Here is a 14,923-nt window from a genome sequence, read left to right as displayed (position 1 = left end):
GCTCTTTGTCTGCTCAAATTGCAAGGCTGCCGGCCGTGACCGACCTTCTTCGCATGCATTCCTGACTACGAAGGCCATCAGCGGGCGCGCAATCGCGACTGGAAGCCAACTTTCGAACGAAGGGGCTGAAAGTGGCCGGCGCCGCTTGGGGGGCGTTGGGGTAGATTGCCTGTAGGCGCCGGCGGGGCGGAGGACGCGAATCCTGGGGCTGCCCTGCGGTTTTTTTCCGGACACTCCGATTCCCAAGCAAAGTTAACAAAGGGGCGGCGGCATGGTGGCCGAGCTTCATCGTTTGCGGACGTTAGGAACGAAGTTAGGAACGGAAAGGCCGCAACTCACAAAGCGAAACAATAACAGACGCTTAAGTGGGTATCTGGCGGAGAGAGCGGGATTCGAACCCGCGTTACGGTTTCCCGTAAACACACTTTCCAGGCGTGCGCCTTCAACCACTCGGCCACCTCTCCGTCTCAAGCATTTTCGTCGCGGCCCGTTTCGCCGTGCGGGTTGGGGAGATGCATCTCCCTTGGGAGTCCGGACCGGAATTCCGGCCGTGGGCGCCGTCAACCAGCGGATACCCTTTCCCGCACCTGAGCCGTCAAAGCAACAGGCGCGGGGCTCATCTAGTCGATCCGGTGGCGAATGCCAAGACACTCTATTCGCTTTGCCGGATAGGGATGCTCAGCCCATGTTACCGGAGCACCCGGTGGGGGTCTGTCGAAAGGAGCGGCGGAGGTGTGCTTGCCGTCCGGCGCGCCACCGGTTCCGGCGAACCCGGCTGCCGCAGTTTCAACTTCGCGTGTCGCGATTGCAGCCGAAGCAAGTAGATCCTATTTAACAGTCCGACACGACATTCCGATAAACTCCTGGGGAGGAAGGGTCTGGATGTTCCGCTTCGTCTTTCGTCTCGCTGCAATGGTCGCGCTTTCGGTTTCGGTCATCATGGCCGTGCTCGACGCGACCCGCTCAGTGGCGGCTTCGGCGCTGGTGATGACCCCGCTCAACACCAGCTGGCTCGCCGTCTCGCCGGATACGCGCAGCGCCTTCGAAAGCTTCGTCCGCGACAAGGTCAACCCGCTGCTGTGGGACGGTGCCATCGCCTGGGTGCTCAGCCAGCCCGGCTTTGCCGTGTTCGCGGTGCTGGCGTTCATTCTTTACGCCATCGGCTACAGGCGGCAGCGCCGCAGTGGGCGGTTCGCCGCGACCTGACATGTCCAGCATTCCCGGGTCAGTGTTGCCGAACCGTGGAAAGCTCAAACCAAGAAGAAAAGGAAACCGCACATGTTTCTCAGCGAAATGCTGAACAAGAAGCTCAACCTGCCGAAGCCCTCCGAGGCGTTGCCCGGCCGCGACCGGCCGATCCCGACGGCATCGAAGCACTTTGTCTCGAACAGGCCGCTCAAAGGTCCCTATCCCGAAGGGCTGGAGACGGCGATGTTCGGGCTGGGCTGCTTCTGGGGCGCCGAGCGCTTGTTCTGGCAGGTCGATGGCGTCTGGGTCACGGCGGCCGGCTATGCCGGCGGCGTCACGCCCAACCCGACCTATCAGGAAACCTGCACCGGGCTCACCGGCCATGCCGAAGTCGTGCTCGTCGTCTACGATCCGAAGATCGTGTCCTATGCCGAGCTTTTGAAGCTGTTCTGGGAAAGCCATGACCCGACGCAAGGCATGCGCCAGGGCAATGATGTCGGCACCACTTACCGTTCGGCGATCTACACGTTCAACGACGCGCAACACCAGGCGGCGATCGCGTCGCGCGATGCTTACGAGGCTTCGCTGCGCGGTGCCGGACGCGGCAAGATCACCACCGAGATCGCGCCGGCGCCGGAATTCTACTTCGCCGAGGAAGACCACCAGCAATATCTGGCGAAGAACCCCTATGGCTATTGCGGCCTGCAGGGAACCGGCGTCTCCTGCGCCATTCCGGCCGCCGTCTCCGCCTGATTTTGCGCCCCTGACGCAAGGAATATGCTGTGGCGCCGCGATGCGGCGCCACGCTTTTCCAAAGGGTCAAAATTCCACGTGAATTTTGTTTCGGGCCGTGCCAGATTGGCCCGAAGCGGGAGGAAGACACTCCTGCCTGACGCCGCGTGCCTGCCGGAGAACCGGGCCGGCATGCGGTGCATAATGGACAAATAACCGACAGGGGTGTGGATCACATGAAACGTATCGTACTCGGCCTCATGGCCGCAGCTGCAATGGTTCTTCCGGCCTTCGCCGCGGACATTCAACCCGCGATCCTCTACGATCTCGGCGGCAAGTTCGACAAGTCGTTCAACGAGGCGTCCTTCCACGGCGCTGAAAAGTTCAAGACCGAGACCGGCATCCCCTATGTGGAATTCGAGGTCAGCAACGCCACCCAGCGCGAGCAGGCGCTGCGCCGTTTCGCCGAGGACGGCCGCAACCCGATCGTCATGGCGGGCTTCTCGTGGGCTGACGCGCTTGACAAGATCGCCACCGAGTTCCCCGACACCAAATTCGCTATCATCGACATGGTCGTGGACAAGCCCAATGTCCGCTCCCTGGTCTATAAGGAGCAGGAAGGCTCCTACCTCGTCGGCGTGATGGCGGCGATGGCTTCCAAGACCAAGAAGGTCGGCTTCGTCGGCGGCATGGACATTCCGCTGATCCGCAGGTTTGGCTGCGGCTATGTCGGCGGCGCCAAGGCGGCCGGCGCCACCGACGTCATCCAGAACATGACCGGCGATACGCCGGCGGCCTGGAACGATCCGGCCAAAGGCGGCGAGATCGCCAAAACGCAGATCGACCAGGGCGCCGACGTGGTCTACGCAGCGGCAGGCGGCACCGGTGTCGGTGTGCTGCAGGCAGCGGCCGACGCCGGCAAACTCGGCATCGGCGTCGATTCCAACCAAAACGGCCTGCAGCCCGGCAAGGTGCTGACCTCGATGGTCAAGCGCGTCGACGTTGCCGTCTACAACACCTTCATGGATGCCAAGGACGGCAAGTTCACGGCCGGCGTCAACGATCTCGGCCTCAAGGAAGGCGGCGTCGACTACGCCATGGACGACAACAACAAGGCGCTTGTCGACGACGCGATGAAGGCAGCGGTCGAAAAGGCCAAGGCCGACATCATCGCCGGTACCATCAAGGTGCATGACTACATGTCGGACAATGCCTGCCCGTATTGATCGATTGCCCTTATTGATCGACTGGCACTGCTGAACTGACGAGCCGCCGGGTGAAAGCCCGGCGGTTTTGCATTGTCAGCCGCTCACCAGTGCGGCGGCTTGGTCACCGGCACGTCGGGTGCGGCCTGTTCCTCCAGCGCCAGGAAGCGCTCGGCCAGCGCGTCGAGCTTGCGCTGCGTCCGCTCGATCACCTTCCACTGCTCGGCGATCTGGCCGGACAGTTCCTCGATGGTCTTCTCCTGCTCGGCGGTGCGGATTTCCAGCGTCGTCAGCCGGTCGTCGGGCTTGGTCATTTGAAATCCTCGATCAGCGATTGTGCAGGCTGCGGCCACGTTGGAAATTGACAAGCATGGCGGGATTTGTCGAGAGTGAACCCTGCTCCGGCCAATTGGAACAGACCCAATTGGCACAGACTGGGCGTCATGCTAGGCGTTTGACCAAGCGGTAAAAAAATAACAGTGGGAACAGGCTGCATGGCGCAAGCCGCAATCGAGCTGATCGGCATCGACAAGAGCTTTGGCGCCGTGCGCGCCAACCGCGACATCAATCTGGAAATTATGCGCGGCACCATCCACGGCATCGTCGGGGAAAACGGCGCCGGCAAGTCGACGTTGATGTCGATTCTCTATGGTTTCTACCAGGCCGATTCCGGCGAGATCCGTGTCGGCGGCCAGCCGGCATCGATCAAGACGCCGAACGATGCGATCGCCCTCGGCATCGGTATGGTGCATCAGCACTTCATGCTGGTCGACAATTTCTCGGTGCTGGAAAACGTCATCCTCGGCGCCGAAAGCGACGCGCTGCTGAAGAAGAGCATCGCCAAGGCGCGTTCCGAGCTGGAGCGGCTCGAGCGCGAATACGGGCTCGAAGTCGATCCGGACGCGATCATCGAGGAGTTGCCGGTCGGCCTGCAGCAACGCGTCGAAATCCTCAAGGCGCTCTATCGCGGCGCCGAGATCCTGATCCTCGACGAGCCGACGGGCGTGCTGACGCCGGCCGAGGCCGACCACCTGTTCCGCATCCTCAGGCAGTTGAAGGAACAGGGCAAGACGATCGTGCTGATCACCCATAAGCTGCGCGAGATCATGGCGATCACCGACACGGTCTCGGTGATGCGCCAGGGCACGATGGTGGCGACACGCGAAACCAGGAAGACCACGGTTGAGGAGCTGGCCGAGCTGATGGTCGGCCGGCGCGTGCTGCTGCGCGTCGAAAAGGGCGAGGCGAAGGCCGGCGGCGTCAAGCTCGCGGTCAAGAACCTGACGGTGAAGGATTCCCGCGGCGTCACCATGGTCGACGACGTCTCCTTCGATATCCATGCCGGCGAGATCGTCGGCATTGCCGGCGTCGCCGGCAACGGGCAGTCCGAACTGCTCGAAGCGATTTCCGGCATCAGGCATGCCGTTTCGGGCTCGGTCACGTTGGACGGCAAGCCGATCGACCTCACCGGCGCCGCCGATCCCGGCGAGCTGCGCGAGCGCGGCCTTGCCCATGTGCCGGAGGACCGCCACCATGTCGGGCTGGTGTTGGCCTTCGAGGAGAACGAGAATTCGATCCTCGGCTACCAGGACGACGAGCGCTATCTGAAGGGGCCGTTCCTCGACATCGATGCCATCCGTAACGATGCCAGGGACATGATCGTCAAATACGACATCCGACCGGCGGACTGCCGCCTCAAGACCGCCAATTTCTCCGGCGGCAACCAGCAGAAGATCGTGCTGGCGCGGGAAATGGAACAAGATCCCGGCGTGTTGATCGTCGGCCAGCCGACGCGCGGCGTCGATGTCGGCGCCATCGAATTCATCCACAAGCGCCTTATCGCCATGCGCGACCAGAGCAAGGCGGTGCTGGTGGTGTCGGTCGAGCTCGACGAGATCCGTTCGCTTTCCGACCGCATCCTGGTGATGTTTGCCGGCCGCATCGTCGGCGAGCGCGGCCCCGACGCGACCGAGGGCGAACTCGGCCTGCTGATGGCCGGCGTCGAGCACCGGGAGGCCGCCGAGTGAGCACTCCCTATGCCAAGCTGCCGGCCTGGGCCGATTACGTGCTGATCCCGCTGATCAATCTGTTTGTCGCCTTCGTCGTTGCCGGCTTCGTCGTCATATTGGTTGGCGAGAACCCACTGCGCGCAGCCGTCGTCCTGGTCGAGGGGGCCTTCGGTCGCGGCCAAGGCATCGCGTTCACGCTTTTCTATGCCACCACCTTCATCTTCAGCGGGCTTTCGGTGGCGGTTGCGGCGCATTGCGGCCTGTTCAACATCGGTGGCGAGGGCCAGGGCTATATCGCCGGTCTCGGCATCGGCATCGTTTGCCTGGCCTTCGACAGCGTGCTGCCCTGGTGGCTGACCTTCCCGATTGCCATTGTCGCCGCCGCGGCGATGGGCGCGCTGTGGGCGCTGATCCCGGCCTATCTGCAGGCCAAGCGCGGCTCGCACATCGTCATCACCACCATCATGTTCAATTTCATCGCCGCTAGTGTCATGGTCTATGCGCTGGTGGGCATGCTGAAGCCGCCCGGCTCGATGGCGCCGCAGACGCGTACCTTCCTCGAAGGCGCACAATTGCCGAAGCTCAACTGGGTCATCGAATTGTTCGGCGCCAAGATCCGTTCGGCGCCGTTCAACGTCAGCTCGCTGCTGGCACTGGCAATGGCCTTTTTGGTGTGGGCCCTGATCTGGCGTACCAAGCTCGGCTACGAGATGCGCACCTACGGCCACAGTCCGAAAGCGGCGCGTTATGCGGGCATTTCGGAGATCCGCATCATCATCATCGCGATGATGATCTCGGGCGCGCTGGCCGGCATGATGGCGCTCAACCCGACGATGGGCGACCAGCACAATGTCGCGCTCGAATTCGTTTCGGGTGCCGGTTTCGTCGGCATCGCGGTGGCGCTGATGGGACGCCTGCACCCGGTCGGCATCGTGCTTGCCGCAATACTGTTCGGCATGCTCTACCAGGGCGGCGCCGAGCTCGCCTTCGAGATGCCGGCGATCAGCCGCGACATGATCGTCATCATCCAGGGCCTGGTCATCCTGTTCGCCGGCGCGCTTGAGCATATGTTCCGGCCCTATGTCCAGGCGCTGTTCGCCTCGCTCAGCCCGAAATCGGTCGGCATGGAAGCGGTCAAGGGGAAGGGCGCCTGAGATGGATTTCTTCAACGCCATCGTGCAGGTCCTGGACTCGACCATCCGCCTGTCGGTCCCTTTGCTGCTCGCCTGCCTCGCCGGCCTCTATTCGGAGCGCGCCGGCGTCTTCGACATCGGGCTCGAGGGCAAGATGCTTGTCGGCGCCTTCGCCGGTGCGGCCGCCGCCTCGGTCTTCCACTCGGCCTATCTCGGGCTCGGCATGGCCATCCTCATCTCGGTTGCCTTCGCGCTGATCCACGGCTTTGCCTCGATCACCCATCGCGGCAACCAGATCGTTTCCGGCGTCGCGATCAATTTCATTGCCGCCGGATCGACGATCATGCTCGGCCAGGCCTGGTTCCAGCAAGGCGGGCGCACGCCGGCGCTGGCCGCCGGCGAGCGCTTCGAGGCAATCACCTGGCCGGGCGCGGATGCGCTCAGGAGCGTGCCGATCCTCGGGCCGATCTATTCGGAACTCATCTCCGGCCACTCCGTGCTGGTCTATCTCGCCTTCCTGGCCGTGCCGTTCACCTGGTGGGTGCTGTTTCGCACCCGCTTCGGCTTGCGCCTGCGCGCCGTCGGCGAGAACCCGGCCGCGGTCGATACCGCCGGCATATCCGTCGCCTGGCTGCGCTACCGGGCGCTGATCTGCACCGGCGTGCTCACCGGCATTGCCGGCGCCTATCTGTCGATGGTGCAGAATGGCGGCTTCGTGAAGGACATGACCGCCGGCAAGGGCTACATCGCGCTGGCCGCGCTGATCTTCGCCAAATGGAAACCGGTCAACGCCATGTTTGCCTGCCTGCTGTTCGGCTTCCTCGACGCGGCGTCGATCCGCCTGCAAGGCACCCCGCTGCCGCTGATCGGCAAGGTGCCGGTGCAATTCATGCAGGCGCTGCCCTATGTGCTGACCGTCATCCTGCTTGCAGGCTTCATCGGCAAGGCAATCCCGCCGCGCGCCGGCGGCGTGCCTTATGTCAAGGAACGCTGATCTATCATGGCTCATGATCTGTTCGAAGCGGCGAAAGCCGCTATGGCCAAGGCCTATGCGCCCTATTCGAAATTTCCGGTCGGCGCGGCGTTGCGCACCGAGGACGGCCGTGTCTTTGCCGGCGCCAATGTCGAGATCGCGTCCTATCCGGAGGGCTGGTGCGCTGAAACCACCGCACTTGCCAACTACATCATGGGCGGTGGCGGCAAGATCACGGAAATCGCCGTGATCGCCGAACGCGTGGCAAAATGCTCGCCCTGCGGCGGTTGCCGGCAGCGGCTGGCCGAATTCTGCCGGCCGGAAACGAAGTTCTATCTCTGCGATGATAGCGGCGTGGTCGAGACCGTGACCATGGGCGAGTTGTTGCCATACGGGTTTGAAGGCGATGTGCTGAAATGAAGGAAGCGCTCGATCACCTCGTCGAAAGACTGGACGGGCTGGCGCCGACCACCGCCTTGGTGCTGGGGTCAGGGCTTGGCGGGCTAGTCGACAAGGTCGAGGATGCGGTGCGCATCTCCTACGCCGACTTGCCGGGGTTTCCCCGAAGCGGCGTCAGCGGCCATGCCGGCGAGGTGGTGGCGGGGCTTTTTGCCGGCACGCCGGTGCTGATGCTGTCCGGCCGCGCACACTATTACGAGCACGGCAACGCAGCGGCGATGCGGCCGGCACTCGAAGTGCTCGCCGGCCTGGGCATCTCCAGGCTCATCCTCACCAACGCTGCCGGTTCGGTCGATCCCGGGATGGGTCCGGGATCGGTGATGCTGATCACCGACCACATCAATTTCTCGGGCTCCAACCCGCTGATCGGCGAACCGAGCGACCGCCGTTTCGTCGGCCTGACCGAGGCCTACGACGCCGGTCTCCGCTCCGCCATCGAGCAGGCGGCGAAGGCCACCGGTACCACGCTGCACAAGGGCGTCTATATGTGGTTCTCCGGCCCATGCTTCGAGACGCCCGCCGAGATCCGCATGGCGCGCGTCATGGGCGCCAACGCGGTCGGCATGTCGACGGTGCCGGAGGTCATTCTCGCCCGCTTCCTCGGCCTGCGCGTCGCCGCCTGTTCTGTAGTCACCAATCTTGCTGCCGGCATGACCGGAGCCGAGCTGTCGCACCAGGAGACCAAGGACATGGCGCCGGTCGGCGGCGCGCGGCTGGCGACCATTCTGCAGCGTGTTTTTCAGGACGGGCTTCCGGAGCACAGGGTAGACGCCTGATGCTTCCGCAGGAAATCATCCGCCGCAAGCGCGATGGCCAGAAGCTCTCGGCTGAGGAGACAGCGTTCTTCATCGAGGGCCTGACCGCCGGCACCGTCACCGACGCGCAGGTCGGCGCTTTCGCCATGGCGGTATTCTTCAACGGCATGAGCCGCGACGAGGCGGTGGCGCTGACAATGGCGATGCGCGATTCCGGCGATGTGCTCGACTGGTCGGATCTGCCCGGCCCGGTCACCGACAAGCATTCGACGGGCGGCGTCGGCGACAATGTCTCCTTGATGCTGGCGCCGATCGTCGCTGCCTGCGGCGCCTATGTGCCGATGATTTCCGGCAGGGGTCTGGGCCATACCGGCGGCACGCTGGACAAGATGGATGCGATCCCCGGCTATATCAGCCAGCCGGATGTTGCGCGCTTCCGCAAGACCGTGCTCGAAACCGGCTGCGCCATCATCGGCCAGACCGCCGATCTGGCACCTGCCGACGCCAGGCTCTACACCATCCGCGATGTGACGGGAACGGTGGAATCGGTGCCGCTGATCACCGCCTCGATCCTGTCGAAGAAGCTGGCCGCCGGCCTCAATTCGCTAGTGCTGGACGTCAAGGTCGGCAACGGCGCCTTCATGGAGAAATCGCGCGATGCAACCGCGCTCGCCAACAGCCTGGTCGACGTCGCCAATGGCGCCGGCCTTAAGGCCTCGGCGCTGGTCACCGGCATGAACGAGCCGCTGGCATCCGCCGCCGGCAATGCGGTCGAGGTGCGCAACGCCGTCGATTTTCTCACCGGCCGCTTTCGTGACCGGCGGCTGGAGGACGTGACGCTGGCGCTGGCCGCCGAGATGCTGCAATCGGCAGGCCTGGTGTCGTCCAACCAGAACGGCCTGCGCCGCGCCGCCGAGACGCTGGCCGGCGGCCGCGCCGCTGCCATCTTCGCGCGCATGGTGGCGGCACTTGGCGGTCCCGCCGACTTCATCGAAAATCCGGAAAAATATCTGCCGAAAACGGCAACGGAATTTGCCGTCAAGGCGAGCGCGAACGGCTTTGTCTCCGGCATCGCTACCCGCGAGATCGGGGTTGCGGTGGTCGGGCTTGGCGGCGGGCGGACGCGGCCCGACGACAGGATCGATCACGCCGTCGGCATCACCAGGCTGTTGCCAGTCGGCGCTGAAGTGCGGACCGGCGAAGCGCTGGCGCTGGTCCATGCCCGCAATACCGGGGATGCCGAAGCGGCCGCCGCCGCCGTGCTTTCGGCCTATACGATCGGCACTTCCAAACCGGCCACGGAGAAAACCGTCATCCGGCGGATCCTGCCGCGCGGGTAGAGCCCATTCCGATGGTATCGGATGGGCTCTATCTTTCTTTGGGCCATGATCTTGTCCGAAAACCGGTCTCCACTTTTCGCTGACGCGGACCCGCGGTTCGGGGTCGCGGTCTACTGAACCAGCAGCAGCGTGCCGTCTTCGACCTGGTATTTTTCGAGCCGCTGCAGAAAGCTCATGCCGATCAGATTGGTGTGCAGCGCCCTGTCGTCGAGCACGACGGCCTCGACGCCCTCGACGGTGATCCTGCCGATCTGCAGGCGGTCGATCGTCACCACGGCGGCCTTGATCGCACCGTTGGCGGTGTTGACCTGATGGCTGAAGTCCGCCGAATTGAGCGAGATGCCGATCCTGCGCGCTGTCGAGCTGTTGATGGCGACGAGCGTTGCGCCGGTATCGATCATGCCGTCGATCTGGCGGCCGTTCAACTTGAAGACGGACATGAAATGCCCGCGCGCGTCCGCGGTGACGACGACCTTGCGGCCGAGCGGCTGCGGCGTCGCCGGCCTGTCCGGAACGGCGGCGAGGTTCAGGTCGGTTTGTGTGTCGGCCGGCTTGGTTCCGACGGCGGATTTCAACAGCCGTTCGATTACCTGTGGATTCGACTGATAGACGATCGGCAGCGACGCCGACGTTCCGGCAAACACGCCAAGGATGAGAAGCTTGCGCAGCATGGACCGGCCTTTGTGGTTGCCGATCCTTAGTCCGACATGGTGTTTGCCGCTTTAACGAATGCGGAAACCAGCCGTTTGGGTAAACAATCGGTAAACGGATCTATTTGGTGCCGTACATGCGGTCGCCGGCATCGCCGAGACCGGGCATGATGTAGCCCTTCTCGTTGAGTTGGCGGTCGATGGAAGCGGTGAAGACCGGAACATCGGGATGCGCCTGGGTAAACCGCTCGAGGCCCTCTGGTGCCGCCAACAGGCAGAGGAAGCGGATGTTGGTGGCGCCGCGGCCTTTCAGCTTGTCGATCGCCGCGATCGCCGAATTGGCGGTCGCCAGCATCGGGTCGACGACGATCACCAGCCGGTCGGCGAGGTCGCCCGGCGCCTTGAAGAAATACTCGACCGCTTCCAGCGTCTCATGGTCGCGGTAGAGGCCGATATGGGCGACACGCGCCGCCGGCACCAGATCGAGCAGGCCTTCAAGCAAGCCGTTGCCGGCGCGCAGCACCGAGGCGAAGACCAGTTTCTTGCCCTCCAGCGTCGGCGCCTCCATCGTCTCGATCGGCGTCTCGATCGTCGTCGTCGTCAGTTCGAGGTTGCGGGTGACCTCGTAGCCGAGCAATAGCGAGATCTCGCGCAGCAGCCGCCGGAAGCCGGCCGTCGAGGTTTCCTTCTTGCGCATGATGGTCAGCTTGTGCTGGACAAGCGGATGGTCGACGACGGTGACGCCCTTCATGGTGTTCTCCAACTGCGCAGGTGAATAGTGAATGGTGAATAGTGAATAGTGAACTGGTTTGCGAGTCCTTGGTTGCGCGGAAAAACTCGCGGTTGACGAACCGAAGCGCCGGGTGAACCATTCACTATTCACCTGCCCTTGGCGCCGAGCCTGCCCAGCAGCGCCGCCCTAGTCTTCCTGTCGACGAAGGCTGCCTCGATGGCCGTCCTGGTGACGGCGGTGAGCGCCTTGTCATCCATGGCAAAATGCTCGGCGGCGATGTCGTATTCGCGTTTCAGCGAGGTCCAGAAATAGGGCGGGTCATCGGAGTTGAGCGTCACCTTGCAGCCCGCCGCGCGCAAGGCGGGAAAGGGATGGTCGGCGAAGCTATCGAAGACTTTCAGGGCGATGTTGGAGCCGGGGCAGCATTCGAGCACGACGCCTTCGTCGGCGATGCGCCGCACGAGATCGGGGTTCTCGATGGCGCGCACGCCATGGCCGATGCGAGACGGGCGGATGTGGTCGAGTGCCGCCTCAACGCTCTCCCAGCCCATCAATTCGCCGGCATGCACGGTGATGCCGAGACCGGCCTCGCGGGCGATTTCGAAGGCCCTGACATAATCTTCCAAATCGCCGATCCGCTCATCGCCGGCGACGCCGAAGCCGGTGACCAGCGGATGCCCGCAGCGGGCGGCGAAACGCGCCGCCCGCTCGATCGATTCGACGCCGAAATTGCGCACGCCGGTGACGATCATCCGGCCTTCGATGCCGGTCTTCGCCTTGGCGCGGGCCATGCCTTCGCCGAGCGCGTCGGTATAGGCCTTCGGCGACATGCCGGCCTTGCTGGCGTGGTCGGGCGAGGTGAAAACCTCGGAATAGATGGCGCCGTCTCGGGCAAGGCTTGTCAGGTAATGATCGGCCAGCCGCGCATAGTCTTCTTCAGTGCGGAACAGGTCGGAGGAGAAGTCGTAGGCGGCGAGGAAAGAGGTGAAATCGTGCCAGACGAAGGAGCCGTCCTGGATGTAGGGCGAGGCATCCTTGCCGTATTTCTCAGCCTGGCGGAGGACGAGTTCAGGCGCCGCTGCCCCTTCGATGTGGCAGTGCAGTTCTGCTTTCAAAGGCATTCGATTATCCCGTCAGGCTTTTCTTATGACGCAAGTTCTTGTCGGAAAACCGTGTGACACTTTTCCGGAACCTGCTTCGAAGCGCGGCCGAACACCGCGCCTTAAACAATAGCGCCCGCACCATCGATCGGCTATGGTCCCGCCGATTTTATGGCGGATCAAAACGATGTCGGTTGAAAGAACCACTGCTGCGGGCGGCATGGAAACCTCCTATGGTTTCAAGCGAGTAGGACCAGGCGACAAGCAGTCCCTGGTCAATGATGTTTTCCACAAGGTGGCGAACCGCTACGACCTGATGAACGACCTGATGTCGGCCGGGCTGCATCGGTTGTGGAAGGACGCCATGGTCGCCTGGCTCAATCCACCGAAGCGGCCGGGCTGGAGCGTTCTCGACGTTGCCGGCGGCACCGGCGACGTCGCCTTCCGCATCGTCGAGGCGAGCGGCAGGCACGCTCATGCAACGGTTCTGGATATCAACGGCTCGATGCTCGCCGTCGGCCGCGACCGGGCCGAGAAAAAGGGCCTGTCGGCAAATACCGATTTCGTCGAAGCCAATGCCGAGGAACTGCCTTTTGCCGACGCTACTTTCGATGCCTACACCATCGCGTTCGGCATCCGCAACGTGCCGCGCATCGATGTGGCGCTTGCCGAAGCCTATCGCGTGCTGAAGCCTGGCGGGCGCTTTCTCTGCCTTGAATTTTCCGAGGTCGAGATGCCGCTGCTCGACAAGGTCTATGAAGCATGGTCGTTCAACGCCATCCCGCGGATAGGCAAGGTGGTGACCGGCGATGGCGAGCCATATTCCTATCTGGTCGAATCGATCCGCAAATTTCCCAATCAGCAGAATTTCGCGGCGATGATTTCGCGCGCGGGCTTCGACCGCGCCTCATTCCGCAATTATTCCGGCGGCATCGCCGCGCTTCATTCGGGCTGGAAGCTTTGAGGCTGGCCCGCATTTTCATAGCCCGACGTGCCTTTCGCCAGTTCAGGAAACCGGCAGGGCAAAGCCAGCCATGAGCAGCATCGGCGCTGGTTTCAGGCTCGTGCGGGCCGGCTGGGTGCTGGTCCGCGAAGGCGTCATCGCGGCTTTGCCTGGCGACGAACTCTTCGGCCTGCCGAAATTCGGCTGGCGCATGGCCCGGTTGTTCACCCGCAGGCGCGCGCTTGCCTATGAGCGCGGGGACAGGCTGGCCAAGGCGGTCGTGCGGCTCGGCCCGTCCTACGTCAAGCTCGGCCAGTTCCTGGCGACACGGCCCGACGTCGTCGGCAACGATATCGCGCTTGATCTCGCCATGCTGCAGGACAAGATGCAGACCTTTCCGAAGGCCGAGGCCATAGCGGCGATAGAAGCATCGCTCGGACGCAAGGTCGGTGAGCTCTATGCCAGTTTTGGCGAGGCCGTCGCCGCCGCCTCGATCGCGCAGGTCCATACCGCCGAAACGCTGCAGGACGGCGTCGTTAGGCGAGTGGCGGTGAAGGTCATCCGGCCGGGCGTGCGCCGCCGCTTCTTTCGCGATCTCGAGAGCTATTTCCTCGCCGCCCGGCTGCAGGAAAAGTACATCCCGTCGTCGCGCCGGCTGCGGCCGGTCGAGGTGACGGAGACGCTGGCCCAGACCACCAAGATCGAAATGGATTTGAGGCTGGAGGCGGCGGCTTTTTCGGAGCTCGGCGAGAACACCAAGGACGATCCCGGCTTTCGCGTGCCGTCGGTCGACTGGGAGCGCACCGGTCGTGACGTGCTGACCATGGAATGGGTCGACGGCATCAAGTTGAACGATATTGCCGGCCTCACCGCCGCCGGCCACGACCTGAAGGCGATTGCCGCCAACCTGGTCCAGTCGTTCCTGCGCCATACGCTGCGTGACGGTTTCTTCCATGCCGACATGCATCCAGGGAACCTGTTCGTCGAGGCCGATGGCACCATCGTCGCTGTCGATCTCGGCATTGCCGGCCGGCTCGGCAGGAAGGAGCGCCGCTTCCTCGCCGAAATCCTCTACGGCTTCATCACGCGCGATTACCAGCGCGTCGCCGAGGTGCATTTCGAGGCCGGCTACGTGCCGCGCCAGCACAATGTCGCAGCTTTCGCCCAGGCGATCCGGGCGATCGGCGAACCGATCCACGGCCAGCCGGCCGAGACCATCTCGATGGCCAAGCTGCTGACGCTGCTGTTCGAGGTGACCGACCTCTTCGACATGGCGACGCGATCCGAGCTGGTGCTGCTGCAGAAGACCATGGTCGTTGTCGAGGGCGTCGCCCGCACGCTCGACCCGGCCTTCAACATGTGGAAGACGTCGGAGCCGGTGGTCAGCGGCTGGATTGCCCGCAATCTCGGCCCGCGCGCTTTGCTGGCCGATGCGCGCGACGGCGCCAACGCGCTGCTGGCGCTGGCCCGCCAGGCGCCGGACCTCGCCGCCCGCACCGAGCGGCTGTCGCGCGAGATCGACCTGATGGCCGAGCACGGCCTGCGCTTCGACGAAAGGACCGCGCGCGCGATCGGCAAGGCCGAGGCGCACTACACCCGCTCCGGCCGGCTGGCGCTGTGGGTGATCGCGCTGAGCCTGCTGTACATCGCCTGGAAGCTGCTCTAACGCCTTGTTGTCAATTGATTGCATTGCTATCATTGCC

15 protein-coding genes and 1 tRNA gene are annotated in these 14,923 nt (G+C 63.7%); 11 read left to right on the top strand and 5 right to left on the bottom strand.

Translation table 11 applies throughout. The annotated features are described in order from the left end of the window. Nucleotides 1-374 precede the first annotated feature (374 nt). A tRNA-Ser gene (locus E5W70_RS10465) sits at nt 375-464 on the bottom strand. 418 nt (nt 465-882) lie between these two features. Here E5W70_RS10465 and E5W70_RS10460 point away from each other — a divergent pair. The 3 genes from E5W70_RS10460 (at nt 883) to E5W70_RS10450 (ending at nt 3,146) form a co-directional block, all read left to right on the top strand. Continuing rightward, nucleotides 883-1,206, top strand: coding sequence for a hypothetical protein (locus E5W70_RS10460; RefSeq protein WP_292657350.1), 324 nt, complete (start codon nt 883-885; stop codon nt 1,204-1,206). A gap of 72 nt (nt 1,207-1,278) precedes the next feature. Then, nucleotides 1,279-1,941: a peptide-methionine (S)-S-oxide reductase MsrA gene (gene msrA / locus E5W70_RS10455; RefSeq protein ID WP_292657347.1), complete on the top strand. Its 663-nt coding sequence runs from the start codon at nt 1,279-1,281 to the stop codon at nt 1,939-1,941. 215 nt (nt 1,942-2,156) lie between these two features. Next, nucleotides 2,157-3,146, top strand: a complete 990-nt coding sequence (locus E5W70_RS10450; RefSeq protein ID WP_292657345.1) for a BMP family ABC transporter substrate-binding protein — start codon at nt 2,157-2,159, stop codon at nt 3,144-3,146. An 83-nt stretch (nt 3,147-3,229) separates the two neighbouring features. Here the strand turns inward: E5W70_RS10450 and E5W70_RS10445 are convergent, their stop codons facing one another. Next, nucleotides 3,230-3,439, bottom strand: a complete 210-nt coding sequence (locus E5W70_RS10445) for a SlyX family protein (RefSeq protein ID WP_292657342.1) — start codon at nt 3,437-3,439, stop codon at nt 3,230-3,232. Nucleotides 3,440-3,619: 180 nt separating this feature from the next. Here E5W70_RS10445 and E5W70_RS10440 point away from each other — a divergent pair, with 180 nt between their 5' ends. The 6 genes from E5W70_RS10440 to deoA are packed head-to-tail and all read left to right on the top strand — an operon-like array spanning nt 3,620 to nt 9,794. Next, a complete protein-coding gene (locus tag E5W70_RS10440; RefSeq protein WP_292657340.1) occupies nt 3,620-5,152 on the top strand; it encodes an ABC transporter ATP-binding protein in 1,533 nt (510 codons plus the stop codon). Continuing rightward, on the top strand, nt 5,149-6,288 hold the full coding sequence (locus E5W70_RS10435) for an ABC transporter permease (RefSeq protein ID WP_292657337.1): 1,140 nt from the start codon (nt 5,149-5,151) through the stop codon (nt 6,286-6,288). The genes E5W70_RS10440 and E5W70_RS10435 overlap by 4 nt, the downstream gene beginning before the upstream one ends. Before the next feature lies 1 nt (nt 6,289). Continuing rightward, nucleotides 6,290-7,261 (top strand): ABC transporter permease, encoded by a 972-nt coding sequence (locus E5W70_RS10430; protein ID WP_292657334.1) that lies wholly within the window; start codon nt 6,290-6,292, stop codon nt 7,259-7,261. A gap of 6 nt (nt 7,262-7,267) precedes the next feature. Beyond that, on the top strand, nt 7,268-7,660 hold the full coding sequence (cdd, locus tag E5W70_RS10425; protein WP_292657331.1) for a cytidine deaminase: 393 nt from the start codon (nt 7,268-7,270) through the stop codon (nt 7,658-7,660). Beyond that, nucleotides 7,657-8,475: a purine-nucleoside phosphorylase gene (locus E5W70_RS10420; RefSeq protein WP_292657328.1), complete on the top strand. Its 819-nt coding sequence runs from the start codon at nt 7,657-7,659 to the stop codon at nt 8,473-8,475. The genes cdd and E5W70_RS10420 overlap by 4 nt, the downstream gene beginning before the upstream one ends. Next, nucleotides 8,475-9,794 (top strand): thymidine phosphorylase, encoded by a 1,320-nt coding sequence (gene deoA, locus E5W70_RS10415; RefSeq protein WP_292657325.1) that lies wholly within the window; start codon nt 8,475-8,477, stop codon nt 9,792-9,794. The genes E5W70_RS10420 and deoA overlap by 1 nt, the downstream gene beginning before the upstream one ends. A 110-nt stretch (nt 9,795-9,904) precedes the next feature. On the opposite strand, the gene E5W70_RS10410 is transcribed toward deoA, so the two are convergent. The 3 genes from E5W70_RS10410 to E5W70_RS10400 all read right to left on the bottom strand — a co-directional run bounded on the left by E5W70_RS10410 (nt 9,905) and on the right by E5W70_RS10400 (nt 12,298). Beyond that, nucleotides 9,905-10,465, bottom strand: a complete 561-nt coding sequence (locus E5W70_RS10410) for a TIGR02281 family clan AA aspartic protease (RefSeq protein WP_292657322.1) — start codon at nt 10,463-10,465, stop codon at nt 9,905-9,907. Between the two features lie 100 nt (nt 10,466-10,565). Further along, on the bottom strand, nt 10,566-11,195 hold the full coding sequence (upp, locus tag E5W70_RS10405; protein ID WP_023675320.1) for a uracil phosphoribosyltransferase: 630 nt from the start codon (nt 11,193-11,195) through the stop codon (nt 10,566-10,568). A 128-nt stretch (nt 11,196-11,323) separates the two neighbouring features. Next, entirely contained in the window at nt 11,324-12,298 is a 975-nt protein-coding gene (locus E5W70_RS10400) for an adenosine deaminase (RefSeq protein WP_292657319.1), read from the bottom strand. 166 nt (nt 12,299-12,464) lie between these two features. Here E5W70_RS10400 and ubiE point away from each other — a divergent pair, with 166 nt between their 5' ends. Both ubiE and ubiB read left to right on the top strand, forming a co-directional pair. Beyond that, nucleotides 12,465-13,241, top strand: a complete 777-nt coding sequence (gene ubiE, locus E5W70_RS10395) for a bifunctional demethylmenaquinone methyltransferase/2-methoxy-6-polyprenyl-1,4-benzoquinol methylase UbiE (RefSeq protein ID WP_292657316.1) — start codon at nt 12,465-12,467, stop codon at nt 13,239-13,241. 70 nt (nt 13,242-13,311) lie between these two features. Next, nucleotides 13,312-14,886 carry a 2-polyprenylphenol 6-hydroxylase gene (gene ubiB, locus E5W70_RS10390; protein WP_292657314.1) on the top strand — a complete coding sequence of 525 codons (1,575 nt, stop codon included), beginning with the start codon at nt 13,312-13,314 and terminating at the stop codon, nt 14,884-14,886. Nucleotides 14,887-14,923: the final 37 nt, after the last annotated feature.

Source organism: Mesorhizobium sp. (genome assembly GCF_005063415.1).
Lineage (GTDB): Bacteria > Pseudomonadota > Alphaproteobacteria > Rhizobiales > Rhizobiaceae > Mesorhizobium.
The sequence above is the reverse complement of the archived record's forward strand: the minus strand, read 5'-3'. Positions and strand labels throughout refer to the sequence as shown.